Source organism: Kluyvera huaxiensis, assembly GCF_040149365.1.
Classification (GTDB): Bacteria; Pseudomonadota; Gammaproteobacteria; order Enterobacterales; family Enterobacteriaceae; genus Kluyvera; species Kluyvera intermedia_A.
Window position 1 is genome coordinate 245,339 of sequence record NZ_JBEFLV010000003.1, and the last position, 14,235, is coordinate 259,573.

Genomic DNA, 14,235 nt, shown 5'->3' on the forward strand with positions numbered 1-14,235 from the left:
ATCTAGCGCGGCAGTTTACCGTGATCTTCAAGCCAGGCGGCGGTACGAATAATACCGTCGTCGAGCGATACGATAGGCTCGTAGCCTAGCTCCTCACGCGCGCGGCTGATATCCAGCGTAAAGTCGAAGTTCAGCTTAGACACGCCGTAGTGGGTGAGCGAAGGTTCTTTCGCGGTTTTATCACCAAAGCGTTCCATGCTGCGAGCAATCATATCCAGCATCGGATAGGGGACGGAGCGGATCCGGCAGGCAATATTCAACTCGTCAATTAATCGCTCAACGATGCTGCGCAGCGTGCGCGGTTCACCGTTGGTGATGTTGTAAGCGCGGCCAGATGGTAGATCGTCGCAGCGCGGCTGGCTGGCAAGCCACATCGCATGTACTGCGTTCTCGTAGTAGGTCATGTCTACCATCGCATGGCCACCGCGCGGCAGCAGCACGCTGCCGTAATGGTGCATCATCTGCGCCAGGCGCGGGATAAACACTTTGTCATGCGGACCAAATACGCTCTGCGGACGCAGAATGGTGAATCGGGTATTGGGGTTCGCCTGGGCGAGCAGCTGAATAACTTCTTCGCTGGCGGCCTTGCTGCGGGCAAATTCGTTGGCAAAACGGTGTGGACGAAAGTCTTCTTTAATATCCCGATGATGGTGATAGTCGAAGTACAGGGATGGCGAAGAGATATGGATAAAGTTACGCACGCCCCAGGCTACGGCCCATTCACCCAGACGACGGGTGGCTCGCACGTTGGCCAAATCAAAAGCGGCCTGCGTCCCCCACGGGGAGGTAAAGCTCGAACAGTGCCACAGAGTATCTACCCCCGCCAGCATCACTTTAGCCTGAGAAGAGACCAGTTCGGTCAGGTCAGCATGGACGAACTCGGCGCCCATTTTTTCCAGCAGTTTGCCCATCGCTTCATTGCGACCGCTCGCTCTGACGCTAATGCCCCTGCTGCGCAGATATTCAACTGCATTTCTGCCTAAACCGCTGGTGGCGCCGGTGACCAGTACCTTCATAATCATCCACAGTGTTAAAAAAGAGTTTCGTGCGCATTCTTCCGTTTATTTCACTCGTATGCAATGGGAAACTAAGACGAAAAAGGGTTAATGCACGTTTTTTCCTGTGTCTTCTTCTGCGAGGCGAATAATTCGCCGCGCCATCCCGCGAAAAATGAATAGGTGCGCCGGGATCATCAACAGCCAGTATATTAATCCTGGCATACCGTGCGGATGCCACCAGGCGCGAACGTCAAGTTCTCGACGGCTACCTTTATCGACCATGGTAAAACTCAGACGGCCAAGCCCCGGCGCTTTCATGCCGAACAATAAGGTCAGTGCTTTTTCCGGTTCGACGATAATCACCTTCCAGCTATCAACCATATCGCCGGTTTGCAACATTTCACGGGCGGGGCGGCCTTTGGCCAGCCGATGGCCGACCAGCAGATCCATCGCCGCGCGCGTCTTCCACAGCATATTGCCGAAGAAGTAACCCTCTTTGCCGCCGAGGCGGTTAACCACTTCCCACAGCGATGCCAGGCTGGCGGGAGTCTGGACGGTAAATCCCGCCTGCTTGGCAAAAAAACCGTACTCCGGACGCCAGCGGGCAAAGGCCTGCGCGTCATAGCCCCAGTCGCTGGAGTTAGCCAGTTTCTTCTCTTCTTCCAGCGTGCGGCGTACCGCTTCGTCAAAGGGGATCAAGGTTTGCGGGATCAGCGCACGTAGCTCGCGATCGTCCGCCAGCAGATCGTGCTTTAATCCCTGGATCAGCGCCTTGGCGATCGTCGGCGGCACCGAAGTAATGACGTTCAGGAACCACACCGAAATCCAACTGGTGGGGAAGGGAATCGGGATCAGCAGACGATGGCGGCCGCTGACCCGCATAAAGTGTTCAAACTGCTGCTGATAAGTTAGCTCTTCCGGCCCGGCCGCTTCAAAAATGCGATGCTCTGATGCCGGGTGATTGAGCAATTCAACCAGATATACCAGCAGGTTTTCCAGCGCAATAGGCGTGGTGCGCGAGCGAACCCAGCGCGGGGGGGTTAACACCGGCAGGTTATAAACCATGTCGCGCATCACCTCAAACGCCGCAGAACCGGCGCCGACGATAATGCCTGCGCGTAGCTCGCTCACAGGTACACCGGCATCGCGCAGAATATCGGCGGTGAGCTGGCGGGCACGTAAATGCGCAGACTGCTCGTGGGCTGGCGCCTGAAGCGAGCTGAGAAAAATCAGCTGACTCACCGGAATTTTTCGCAGTGCGTCGCGCACGTTCTCCGCCACCCGGCGCTCATGGGCAATAAAATCTGCGCTTTCACCCATACCGTGAACCAGATAGTAGACCGTATCCACGCCGCTCAGCAGTGCGGAAAAATCGCTGTTTTTTTCCAGGTCAACCGCATGGCAGGTCACTCCCGGTAGCTGTAATTTTTGCAGTCGCTCAATACGACGTGCCACCGCCCGCACGGTATACCCGCGCTGACTTAATTCAGTGACCAGATGTTGGCCGATATAGCCGCTGGCACCAAAAACCAGAATAGACTGTGACACGTCAGGCTCCTTAGCGGGCTAAAAATGCTTTCCAGTGGCCGACAACCTCTGCCAACTGCTGGCGATTGACGTCCAGATGCGTCACCAGGCGGACAATTGGCGAGGCGTTAATTAGCACGCCGCGCTCTTGCATAAATGCACCCAGCGCGCTGGCGTCAGCGTCACCGACGCGAACAAACAGCATGTTGGTATCATGGCGCATCACATCTGCGCCAATCTCGCGCAGCTGTTCGGCAAGCCAGGCGGCGTTATCGTGATCGTCTTGCAGGCGAGCGACGTTATTTTTTAGCGCATACAGCCCGGCTGCCGCGAGGAATCCTGCCTGACGCATACCGCCGCCGGTCATTTTACGCCAGCGGTTGGCGCGTTTGATGTAATCACGATTGCCAACCAGCAGAGAGCCGACCGGCGTCCCCAGACCTTTAGAGAGACAGATAGTGAAAGAGTCGCAGTACTGGGCAATCTCTTTTAGCTCACAGCCGTAGCTCACCAGGGCGTTAAAAATACGAGCGCCGTCAACGTGAAGCGCCAGCCCGCGCTCGCGGGTGAATTCCCATGCCTCTTTCAGATAGGCCTGCGGCAGTACTTTGCCATTATGGGTATTTTCAATGCTCAGCAGTTTGGTGCGGGCAAAGTGGATATCGTCAGCTTTGATTTTAGCCGCTACTTTATCCAGCGGCAGGGTGCCATCTGCGGCGGCATCGATCGGCTGCGGCTGAATACTGCCCAGTACCGCCGCGCCGCCCGCTTCGTACAGGTAGTTATGCGCGCCTTGTCCGACGATATATTCTTCGCCACGCTCGCAGTGGCTTAAGAGCGCCACTAGGTTGGCCTGGGTTCCCGTTGGCAGGAACAACGCTGCCTCTTTGCCCGCCAGCTCGGCGGCGTATTGTTGCAGGGCGTTAACGGTTGGGTCATCGCCATAGACGTCATCGCCGACCGGCGCGGCAACCATCTCATCGAGCATGGCGCGCGTTGGGCGGGTTACGGTATCACTACGTAAATCAATCACGGCATTTCCTTTTTAAACTCAGAACAATGCCACCATTTTTACCTGAGCCAGTTGGTTTTCGCCAGCTCGATAACCTCATCACCGCGTCCGTTGATAATGGCGCGCAGCATATAGAGGCTGAAACCCTTGGCCTGCTCCAGCTTGAGCTGTGGCGGCATGGCTAACTCTTCTTTTGCCACCACCACGTCGATCAGTACCGGGCCATCGATGCTAAAGGCACGCTGCAGCGCTTCATCCACGTCGGCCGATTTTTCCACCCGGACACCTGGAATACCACAGGCCTCGGCGATACGGGCAAAGTTGGTGTCGTGCAGTTCGGTACCATCGGTCAGATAACCGCCGGCTTTCATCTCCATGGCGACAAAGCCCAGCACGCTATTGTTGAAGACCACGATTTTAACCGGCAGCTTCATCTGCGCTACCGACAAAAAATCGCCCATCAGCATACTGAATCCGCCGTCCCCGCACATTGCTACCACCTGGCGATCCGGGTGAGTGGCCTGAGCGCCCAGCGCCTGCGGCATGGCGTTAGCCATCGAGCCGTGGTTGAACGAACCGAGCAGGCGGCGTTTGCCGTTCATCTGCAAATAGCGCGCGGCCCACACCGTCGGCGTACCCACATCGCAGGTAAAGATCGCGTCATCGGCGGCGAAGCGACTGATTTGCTGCGCCAGATACTGCGGGTGAATCACTTTGTCGCTGGCGGTGGCCAAATCATCCAGCCCTTTGCGTGCGCTGTGATAGTGCTCCAGCGCTTTATCGAGGAAGCGGCGATCGCTTTTCTCTTCCAGCATCGGCAGGAGAGCAGCGAGCGTGGCTTTGACATCGCCAATCAGCGCCATATCGACCTTACTGTGCGCACCGATGCTGGCAGGGTTAATGTCTATTTGAATAATGGTACTTTCCGTTGGATAGAACGGGCGATAGGGGAACTGGGTTCCGAGCAGAATCAGCGTGTCGGCGTTCATCATCGCGTGGAAGCCAGAAGAGAAACCAATAAGCCCGGTCATGCCGACGTCGTACGGGTTATCGTACTCGACATGCTCTTTGCCGCGCAGGGCGTGAACGATAGGGGATTTTAACTTCTCAGCAAAAGCAGTGAGCTCCGCGTGCGCACCCGCACAGCCGCTGCCGCACATCAGGGTGATATTGCTGGATGATTTGAGTTTTTCGGCCAGTTTTTCCAGCTCGCTCTGCGCGGGCGTGACGACAGGTTGTGGTGCAGGATACCAATTTGTGCTCGCGCTTTCCGGCGCGGCTTTCAGCGCGACGTCACCCGGTAGCACCACTACCGATACGCCACGGTTAAGCACCGCTTTGCGCATGGCGATGGCCAGCACCTGTGGGATCTGCTCCGGGGATGAAACCAGCTCGCAATAGTGGCTGCATTCGCGGAACAGCTCCTGCGGATGGGTCTCCTGAAAATAGCCGCTACCGATTTCGCTCGACGGGATATGCGCAGCAATCGCCAGGACGGGAACGTGGTTGCGATTGCAGTCAAATAGGCCGTTTATCAAATGTAGGTTCCCTGGCCCACATGACCCGGCGCACACCGCCAGCTCGCCCGTGAGCTGCGCTTCGGCTCCGGCGGCAAATGCGGCAACCTCTTCGTGGCGCGTTGGCATCCACGCAATGGTGCCCATCCGGTTCAGGCTGTCACTCAGCCCATTGAGTGAGTCACCCGTCACGCCCCAGATTCGTTTAACACCAGCCTGTTCCAGAGTTTTGGCGATATAGTTAGCTACTGTCTGTTTCATGGTTTTCCGTCTCCTTAAATGTGATACCGGTTACAAGTTTAGATTAATCTCGTCGTTTCGCCGGGAGAATCCCCTTATTTTCAGCAGGTATATTTACGTTATTAGAACAAGTAACGTGGGGTTCTACAGGGATAAACTGGGAAACTATTCAAATGATTACAACATTATTAAATGCAGTAAATCGTACGCTATCGCATGAGGATTTTGGCAAGCTGCTATTGCGTCTGGTTGTTGGCGGTTTGATGCTGTTTCACGGGCTGCACAAGCTGATTGGCGGCGTAGACGGCATCAGCGCCATGCTGGTTGCCAAAGGGCTGCCAGGGTTTATTGCTTACGGTGTGCTGGTGGGTGAAGTGGTTGCGCCAATTTTGTTGATTCTCGGCGTATTGACCCGCCCGGCGGCGTTGGTGTTAGCGTTTACAATGGTTGTGGCCTGGCTGATGGTCGGGCTGGGTGAAACCGTTGCGCTGGAAAAAACCGGGGCGTGGGCCATTGAGAGCCTGGTTTATTTCTTTGTCGCAGCGCTGTCCATTGCTTTTATCGGCGCTGGGAAGTATTCGTTGGGCGGCAATTCGGCCTGGCGGTAGTCTGTTTGACAACGTAAGCCAGAACCCAGCCAGCGGCTGGGTTTTTGTTTATGGGCCTGAGCATAAAAATCTGGCCGACAGCTATCCCAGCTTATAGGGAAAAATATGCACCACATTGCCTGCCACCGGATACAGGCCAAGGCTCTCGGTTCTTGCCTTAATCTCTTCGAAAGGAAGGTCTGGGTTCGGCTCGCGTCCTCCCCAAATGAGCAGACCTTTTTGGGCGTAATCCTCCATAACTTCGAGGGTTTTGCCGTTACAAAACTCAAGAACTGCGGTTTTATTTTTTATTGGTGTCAGGCTGCCATCATCATCTGCGATATACATCGTTATTGCCGTCGTCGTGGCCGTTTTTTCATCGTGTGGGGAAACGACGATGCCATTTGCTGCTACAGGCGTGATATCCAGTGGCGAAGAGAGCACATCCGTTGATGTTGGTGAGGGCATTCTTCCGCCCCAAATATACAGACCTACAGGGATTCCTGGCGGTAATGGCTGGGGGCTACTGGCCAGCTCAAGCGTTTTCCCACTCTCAAACTTAACCACTATACTGCCGCCTTTTTGCCAGGCTAAGTCACCATTTTGGTCAGCCGTATAGATTTTCATATTCTCAACTATCGCCATGTTCACCCCTATGAGTATTGTTGCAGGCTTTGACGCTGCAAATGCCAGCAATACGCTATTTTTGTTACCCCGGAGCTATCAGGCTGATAACAACGTTTTGGGCATCAACGAAAAATCACGATGCCGCTAAATGCTGTTTGAGGGTATCAAGGAACAGACTCAGTGCCGCATGCTGATGGTCGCGGGACTGATACAGCCCATAAATACCCAGCGGCTGCGGTTCTAACTGCGGCAATACCGTAACCAGTCTGCCGTTTTCCAGACCGGCACGCGCTTCGATTTCGGGCACCATCGCCAGGCCAACATCGGCTTCGGCCATATCACATAGCAGTGAAGATATCCCCGCGCTGAAGTTACCGCTCACGGCTACCGACATCATCCCTCGGTCTTGATCGCGGAAAGACCAGGATTGCCCGGAAAAACGGCTGTAGTGCAGACAATTATGCTGCGTGAGATCTTCCAGCGTTGTCGGCGTGCCCGCACGAGCAAGGTAGCCCGGCGAGGCGCACAGCACCGATCGGCATGTTCCCAAATGACGGGCGATTGCCCCCGGTTCCGGTTCGTTGGTGATGCGAATCGCCAGATCGATTCGCTCTCCCACCAGGCTCACCGGATGGTTATTGATATCGACTTCAATGCGCAAGGCGGGATAGCGAGCCAGGAAAGCGGGGATTACCGGCCCAAGCAGGTGAGTGGCCGTAAAATGGGCGCAGGCAATACGTAATGTCCCAGACGGCGTGATTCGGGTCGCGTCGCCTTCAATTCCCAGCGATAGCAAGGCTAGCTGACGGGTCTTCTCCAGCGTTTTCTCCCCGGCAGGAGTGATGGTGAGCCGCCGGGTTGAACGGTGGATTAGCCGCGCACCCGCCCACTTTTCCATCTCATCAAGATAGCGGCTGACCATCGGACGGGAGATGCCCAGCGAACGGGCCGCCGCACTCAGACTTCCGAGTTCACAAATGCGGTTGTAGGTAATTGCCGCCATGATCCTGTCCATCACAACCTCATCTGATCGTTTTGTGAAACTCTGCATGTATTGTTTCAGGAATTCTAGCAGAAGTATAAATCCGTAGAATGGTGTTTATCCCAAAACCGGAGAACATCGTTATGGCATTCCAGGCCGGACTTTACTGGATTATCGATCCCCTATGCGGCTGGAGCTATGGTGCTCTGCCGCTCATTAACCACATCGCTTCCTATTTTCCCCAGCAGCATATTTTGCCCGGTGGATTATTTATAGGAGCTAACCGTCGGCAGCTGAACGCCGACTGGCTTACGCATGTTAAGCAACATGACGCCCGTATTGCCGCTCTAACCGGCATGACTTTCGGCGCTGACTATCAGCAGAAACTGCTGGCGGACAACTCGCTGATTCTTGACTCTCTGCCGGCAACGCGCGGGTTGCTGGCGGCGCAGCGTTTTTCCGGTCCCGATGCCGGTTTGAATTTTCTCAACGCCATTCAGCGCGCCTGGTATCACGATGGGCAAAACATCACCCTGCCGGCGATGGTGGAAAGGATACTGGAGCAGAGCGTCGAGCCCGGTATCAAGCTCGGGCAAATCCAGGAACAGGAGGCGCTGGGGAGTATTCAGCATGCTCGTATGTTAATGGCGGTGGTCGGCGGTCAGGGCTTCCCAACTGCGGCAATTATCGATAGCGAAGGGCACAGTACGCTGCTGCCTGTTGGAAATTATTATGGTCAACCGGATGCATTTTCCGCGTTGGTTGAACCTCAACTCACCCGAATAAGCAACTAAGGATCCCCATGAACATAAAATCTCTGTCGCTGGTCTTGTCACTGGCCGCCGCACCAGCGTTGGCGGCTCCATTACAGCTTGATGTCTACAATCCACAGGAAAAAGGTATTTTCCCGGTATCGTCCACCCTGGTCTCTGGCCCGAAAGAAGCGGTGCTGTTTGATGCTCAGTTCAGCGTGAAAGATGGCGAGAAGCTGGTGCAAATGATTAAAGCCAGCGGCAAAACGCTCAAAGAGATTGTGATTACCTCGGGCGACCCGGATTTCTATTTCGGGCTTGAACCGCTAGTGAAGGCATTCCCGCAGGCGAAAGTGGTGGCTTCTCAGGCCGTGGTGGATCATATCAAGGCTACTAAGGACGCCAAGCTGGCCTTCTGGGGCCCACAGATGAAAGATGGCGCGCCGACAAAAATAATCGTACCGCAGGCGACCAACAGCACACGATTTACCGTAGATGGCGAGCCGCTTGAGCTAAAACACTCTGGGGATTATGCCGCCTATGTCTGGATCCCCGCGAACAAAGCGATTCTGGGCGGAACTGGGGTTGCATCCGGTATTCATGTCTGGACCGCCGATACGCAAACCCCGGCGATTCGTCAGGGCTGGATGAACGTTCTGAGCGAAATGCAGTCGTTGAAACCGCAGCAGGTGATTCCGGGGCACTATCTGGGCGAGCGCCCGGCAAATGATGCGGCGATTACTTTCACCCACCGTTATCTGCAGACGTTTGAGCAGGCGCTGAGCCAGAAAAAAGGGTCAAAAGCCGTTATCGAGGCAATGAAAGCGGCGTATCCGGGGCTGGCTGATGAGAGTTCGCTTGAGCTGAGCGCCAAGGTCAATACCGGCGAGATGAAGTGGTAACAAATTAACGATACTTACCACAGGGAGCTGTCCCTGTGGTTTTTTCTTGGTAGCACCCAGTCAGTTCTTGCCTTCGAGTCTCACAATCAATGAACGCAGAAAATCCCTTAGCCGCTGCGCAGGGGCGGACAACGTCTGCCCAGCGGTAGTGACCACGCCGACGTCCATATAGGTGATACAGTCTTCAATTGTCCGGCGAATAATGCGCTGACCGTTCAGCGACCAGGGGCGGTAAACCAGGTCCGATAAAATGGTTATCCCGTTACCTTGGGCAACGAGGCTACGAACGGCCTCAAAGGAGTTACTGCGGAAGTGAATGTTGGGCTGATAGCCGTCGCGTTGCCAGACATCGGTGATTACCGTGGGATATTGATCGGTTTCAAGCATCAAAAAGGGCAGTTTTTCGATATCCCGCAGCCGAATAACCGACTGGCTCAACAAAGCATGCCCCGGGGCTATCCACAATTGTCGCAGCGAACGAATAATAGTTTCGACCTCAAGGTCGCCATCGTGCTGAATGTTTGATGTAAGCAACAGACAAAAATCAACCTGCTGCTGGCGTAGGGCGGTCAGCAGATCGGGCGCCGTAGCCTCGAAATAGTCTATTTCCAGCAATGGAAAACGGTTTGCAATATCGCTGAGCATCTCCGGTAACAGGTACGCTGAGAGCGTCTGGGCGATGCCGATTCGCACTTTACCAGCCGTGGTCTCCGGTTGACGATGTAAATCGTCCAGGGCGATATGGCTGCTGTTGATGATGGTCCGGGCATGGGTCAGAAAGCGCTCACCGGCTAAAGTCAGCTGGATCCCTTTTGGCTGACGCAGAAATAGCTGGGCATCAAGCGCCTCTTCGAGATTACGTAGCGCAACGGTCATCGACGATTGCGAAACGTGGCAGCGGCTGGCGGCTTTCGAAACCTGCAGCGTTTCTGCTAATGCAATGTAAAATTCAAGTTGCCTGAGCGTAAACATCATAGTTTAAAACGATACCTACAGAGCAAAACTTTATATTAGCATCTCTATACCCTTCGCAGTAATCTTCTGAGTAACAAATTCATATTATTAAGCAGAATCATTATACCTTATTTATTACTCACCCTGGCCGCTTGTTTTTGGGGCGGGAATTATGTTGTTGGTCATTTGTTGGTTAGCCAGGTCGATCCTATTTTATTATCTTCGGCACGCTGGATATTGACCGCGATACTGCTGGTGGCGCTCTACCATCGGCAGATTGGCGAGCAGTGGGCCGCAATGCGGCGCTCCTTCCACATCATCACTTTCCTGGCATTATTCGGTCAGGTATTTTTCCCGCTGACTTTATACATCGGGCTGCAATATACATCTTCACTCAATGCGGCTATTTATTTATCTACCACCCCAGCGTTAGTACTATTAATTAATAAGATGGTTTTTAAAGAGAAAATATCAGCTCGGAATATTATCGGCGTGATTATCAGCTCGCTTGGGGTAATATGGCTGGTGATGCAGGGGGATTTATTGCATCTGGATACGCTCAACAATCTCAACCGCGGAGATATGTGGACGATGGGGTCCGCCGCGAGTTGGGCCGTTTATTGCGCCTTTTTACGCATTAAACCTCAGGAAGTCAGAGGAAATGCGTTCGTGGCGGTGAGCGCAACGATAGGAGCAGGGGTCCTTGTTCCCATATTGATTTTCTCGATGGCAAGAAACGGCATTCCAGCGGTCGCAGAATTCAGCCATAGCGACGTGACGATGGGTCTGCTGTATCTGGTTATTTTTCCTTCGTGGCTGTCGTATTTGTTATGGAACAAAGGGATTCAGGCCATCGGTGCGACGCGGGGGGAAGTCTTTTCTCATATCATTCCGCTGAGTGGCGGGTTATTTAGCGTGCTGTTTCTGAGCGTGCCGCTACATTCGTTTCATCTGGTCAGCGCGTTGCTGATTGTTTGCGGTATTGCGCTTTGCTCCGGCAAGCGGGCAGAAAAAACGCTTAGCGCCAGCCAACCCTAAGCCACAAGGAGGCCGCAGATAAGACTGCGGCCTCCTTGTGGCAGCGATTAGTCTTCAATCAGTTCCACACCGGCCCGCTGCATCGCCGCGAGTGCCACCTCGGGTTTGAGTAGCTGTTCTGGTAACACAAAGCCGGTGAATGAGCTTTCAAACATGGCTTCAATCACGGTGACAACACCTAACGCCGTAAAATGCGCCTGCCCTTGGGGATCGGAGGCGATAATCCGTTTTGCTTCCGGAATGCCGGAATCATTAATACCCTGCATATCAACATACAGTTCTACTGATGCCTTAGCCGATTTTCGCTGACCTTCTGAAATTCCCATGGCGACATCCAGCCTGATATTTTCTGCACTCGTCATGGCGGCAACCGCGCTGACATCCAGAATACCAAACGGGGTCGTTTCCGCACGTTCTCCGCTGATAAGGTCAATCTCATCCTGCGCAGAGGTATAGCGCCAGATTCCCTCTTCCCGAACAAATGCTGGAGCAAGTTCCTGGGTCAGTTCCTGCTCGGTGACTGCGCCGATAGGATCCTCCGGGTCGTGTAATGCCGTCAGGCGTACGCTATCGATGGAACTAAACTGGCGGCTAAGCTTATCAACCAGCGGTAAAAACATTCCGGCTTCGTAATAGCCTAATGGTACGACCGGCGAGGTGGCCTGATATTGCATCGCCATATTGAGCAGCGGAGCATAGCCATCGGCGGTACCGACGGTAATATCGATAAAAGCAATATTATGGCGAATAGCGAATTCACCGAGCGCATGTTTAGGGTCGGGGACCGCGCTGATAATTAGCTGGGATGTTGCCGCAAGCTGCGGGATCTCCCCGCTGAGCAAATCAAGAGAAACGGTCAGGGCATTACCTAATTTTGCGGCCAGCGCTTCGCCTTTTTGCGGCGTGCGGCCAGCCAGAATTAGCGTCGATTCCGGGAAACGAGCCCGCAGTTGTGTCGCCAGATTGCCGCCAATCATTCCGTAGCCGCCGGCGATAAAAATTTGCTGTGCCATTTTGATAGTCATCATCTTTCCTCATCGAAACGTTGCTGATGGCGAGACTTTAGAGCATAAATACGCTTTAATTAAGCTCATTAAAGTTGATGGGTTAATGAGTTTTAATCAGCAATGAACACTAAAATTTCCGATTTTGAACCTTTCATCGCGGTTGCAACCTTTCGCAGTTTCCGGCTCGCCGCGGAAGCGGCGGGAGTGACTTCTTCGGCAATGAGTCACTCTATTCGCCAGCTTGAGGAACGGTTAAAGATCCGCTTATTTAATCGCACCACCCGCAGCGTTTCACTGACGGATGCCGGGCATAAGCTATTTGAATCACTTTCACCGTTATTCAGCAGTGCGAGGGAGGCCGTTGAAGCGATAAATGATTATCGGACCACGCCCATCGGTACCCTGCGGATTAATGCCGTCAGGCTGGGGGGGCGTTACCGGCTTGCGCCATTAGTCGCCGGGTTTAGCCAACAGTATCCGGATGTCAGGGTCGAAATCATCCAGGACGATAATCTGGTTGATATTGTAAGCAGCGAATATGATGCCGGCGTCAGGCTCAGTGAACGCATTGAAAAAGATATGATTTCTATTCCGTTGGGCAAACCTATTCGCTACGCCGTGGTCGCCAGCCCAGAGTATCTTAAAACGCGCACCAGACCTCAGCGGCCACAGGATCTGCTGGAGCATTCGTGCATCCAGTTTCGTTATCCCGGTGGGCGCAGCTACCAATGGCAATTCGGTGGGGATAAGGAACGCCTCGAGATAAATGTGCAGGGGATGTTTGAGGTAAACGATCTCGACATCGCGTTGCGTCTGGCGCTTGAGGGGGCGGGAGTGAGCTATGTGCTTTATGAAATGGCCGAGCCTCATTTGCACGGCGGCGAGCTTATCTCGTTACTTGACGAGTGGCTGCCGGAACTGCCCGGACTCTATCTCTATTATTCAAACCGGAAATATTCTTCCGCAGCATTCCAGGCTTTTGTCGAATATATAAAAGCCCAGCGCTAATTTTGTTCCTGGCGGTCGGGCCTACAGGTGATATCAAGCCGCTTCAGTTTTGCATGAGTCAAAAAAAGGCCACCGGGCATAACCCGGTGGCCTTTTATCATTTGCACTGAATCAGGCCAGCACTAAATCACCCTGCGGATGACAGGAACACGCCAGCACATAGCCTTCAGCAATTTCCGCGTCGGTCAGCGTCATGGTGCTGTTGACCGTATACTCGCCGGAAACTACTTTGGTTTTGCAGCAACCGCACACGCCTGCGCGACAGGCGGCGACGACCGGAACTTTATTGCTTTCCAGCGCGTCGAGCAGGGTGGTGTCAACAGGCGCGTAGAACTCTTTCGCCGGTTGCAGCTTGGTGAACTTCAACCCACCGGCTGCGGCTTCGGCAACAGGAGTGAAGAACTTCTCTTTAAAGAAGCGAGTTACGCCCAGCGCTTTCACCTCTTTTTCCACCAGATCCATATACGGCGCTGGGCCACAGGTCATCACGGTGCGAGAAGCCAAATCCGGCACGCTTTGCAGCAGCGCGGTGCTCAGGCGACCGGAAACAAAGCCATGGGTCGCATTGTTTTCAGCCACCAGCGTCACCGGATATTGACGCCATTCGTCGGCAAAAATCACATCTTCCGGCGAACGGACGTTGAAAATAACCTGCACATCGGCCTGCGGGCGGTATTTTGCCAACCAGCGGCGCATCGACATGATTGGCGTAACGCCACAGCCTGCGGCCAGCATCAGGAACTTGTCTTCCGCTTTATCATCACAGGTGAAATCACCCATTGCGTCGGACAGCCAGATGTAATCGCCGCGCTTCACGTCACGGGTCAGCCACTGTGAACCGGCACCGTCGTCAATCCGGCGGACGGTTAGCGTGATGTACTCGCTGACGCCCGGCGTTGACGAAATGGTGTAAGCACGCAGGGTTTCCGCTGAGTTACGTACGCTAACCAGTGCATACTGCCCGGCACGATAGGGATAAGCATCGTGGCACAGCAACGAAATCGTCCATACGTCCGGCGTTTCCTGGTGGATGTGATGAACCTGCATCCGCCATGGGCACTGATGAGTTGGCATTGTCATTCTC

Annotated in this window: 14 protein-coding genes; 5 read left to right on the forward strand and 9 right to left on the reverse strand. The window is 54.1% G+C overall.

The features are described from left to right. Positions 1–2 precede the first annotated feature (2 nt). The 4 genes from ABOC97_RS05130 to poxB all read right to left on the reverse strand — a co-directional run bounded on the left by ABOC97_RS05130 (position 3) and on the right by poxB (position 5,315). Positions 3–1,016, reverse strand: coding sequence for an NAD-dependent epimerase/dehydratase family protein (locus ABOC97_RS05130; protein ID WP_349594783.1), 1,014 nt, complete (start codon positions 1,014–1,016; stop codon positions 3–5). An 87-nt stretch (positions 1,017–1,103) separates the two neighbouring features. Further along, a complete protein-coding gene (locus ABOC97_RS05135; protein WP_349594785.1) occupies positions 1,104–2,546 on the reverse strand; it encodes an SDR family oxidoreductase in 1,443 nt (480 codons plus the stop codon). Between the two features lie 10 nt (positions 2,547–2,556). Next, positions 2,557–3,558, reverse strand: coding sequence for a low-specificity L-threonine aldolase (gene ltaE, locus ABOC97_RS05140; RefSeq protein ID WP_349594788.1), 1,002 nt, complete (start codon positions 3,556–3,558; stop codon positions 2,557–2,559). Positions 3,559–3,596: 38 nt separating this feature from the next. Further along, positions 3,597–5,315 (reverse strand): ubiquinone-dependent pyruvate dehydrogenase, encoded by a 1,719-nt coding sequence (poxB, locus tag ABOC97_RS05145; RefSeq protein WP_349594791.1) that lies wholly within the window; start codon positions 5,313–5,315, stop codon positions 3,597–3,599. Positions 5,316–5,467: 152 nt separating this feature from the next. Here poxB and ABOC97_RS05150 point away from each other — a divergent pair, with 152 nt between their 5' ends. After that, entirely contained in the window at positions 5,468–5,902 is a 435-nt protein-coding gene (locus ABOC97_RS05150; protein ID WP_349594793.1) for a DoxX family protein, read from the forward strand. An 81-nt stretch (positions 5,903–5,983) separates the two neighbouring features. On the opposite strand, the gene ABOC97_RS05155 is transcribed toward ABOC97_RS05150, so the two are convergent. After that, positions 5,984–6,526: a hypothetical protein gene (locus tag ABOC97_RS05155; protein WP_349594795.1), complete on the reverse strand. Its 543-nt coding sequence runs from the start codon at positions 6,524–6,526 to the stop codon at positions 5,984–5,986. Positions 6,527–6,641: 115 nt separating this feature from the next. Beyond that, the gene (locus tag ABOC97_RS05160) at positions 6,642–7,523 is read right to left on the reverse strand and encodes a LysR family transcriptional regulator (RefSeq protein ID WP_349594798.1); all 882 of its coding nucleotides are present in this window, start codon (positions 7,521–7,523) and stop codon (positions 6,642–6,644) included. Between the two features lie 110 nt (positions 7,524–7,633). On the opposite strand from ABOC97_RS05160, the gene ABOC97_RS05165 reads away from it, so the two are divergent. Beyond that, a complete protein-coding gene (locus ABOC97_RS05165) occupies positions 7,634–8,284 on the forward strand; it encodes a DsbA family protein (RefSeq protein ID WP_349594800.1) in 651 nt (216 codons plus the stop codon). Between the two features lie 8 nt (positions 8,285–8,292). Further along, positions 8,293–9,144, forward strand: coding sequence for a Vmh family MBL fold metallo-hydrolase (locus tag ABOC97_RS05170; protein ID WP_349594803.1), 852 nt, complete (start codon positions 8,293–8,295; stop codon positions 9,142–9,144). A gap of 60 nt (positions 9,145–9,204) precedes the next feature. On the opposite strand, the gene ABOC97_RS05175 is transcribed toward ABOC97_RS05170, so the two are convergent. Then, positions 9,205–10,119, reverse strand: coding sequence for a LysR family transcriptional regulator (locus tag ABOC97_RS05175; RefSeq protein ID WP_349594805.1), 915 nt, complete (start codon positions 10,117–10,119; stop codon positions 9,205–9,207). Between the two features lie 102 nt (positions 10,120–10,221). Here ABOC97_RS05175 and ABOC97_RS05180 point away from each other — a divergent pair, with 102 nt between their 5' ends. After that, positions 10,222–11,136: a DMT family transporter gene (locus tag ABOC97_RS05180; RefSeq protein ID WP_349594957.1), complete on the forward strand. Its 915-nt coding sequence runs from the start codon at positions 10,222–10,224 to the stop codon at positions 11,134–11,136. Positions 11,137–11,183: 47 nt separating this feature from the next. Here ABOC97_RS05180 and ABOC97_RS05185 read toward each other — a convergent pair whose 3' ends face one another. After that, positions 11,184–12,164: a saccharopine dehydrogenase family protein gene (locus ABOC97_RS05185; RefSeq protein WP_349594807.1), complete on the reverse strand. Its 981-nt coding sequence runs from the start codon at positions 12,162–12,164 to the stop codon at positions 11,184–11,186. A 99-nt stretch (positions 12,165–12,263) separates the two neighbouring features. On the opposite strand from ABOC97_RS05185, the gene ABOC97_RS05190 reads away from it, so the two are divergent. Beyond that, the gene (locus ABOC97_RS05190; RefSeq protein ID WP_349594810.1) at positions 12,264–13,151 is read left to right on the forward strand and encodes a LysR family transcriptional regulator; all 888 of its coding nucleotides are present in this window, start codon (positions 12,264–12,266) and stop codon (positions 13,149–13,151) included. Positions 13,152–13,262: 111 nt separating this feature from the next. On the opposite strand, the gene hcr is transcribed toward ABOC97_RS05190, so the two are convergent. Further along, positions 13,263–14,231, reverse strand: a complete 969-nt coding sequence (gene hcr, locus ABOC97_RS05195; protein ID WP_349594813.1) for an NADH oxidoreductase — start codon at positions 14,229–14,231, stop codon at positions 13,263–13,265. Between the last annotated feature and the right edge of the window lie 4 nt (positions 14,232–14,235).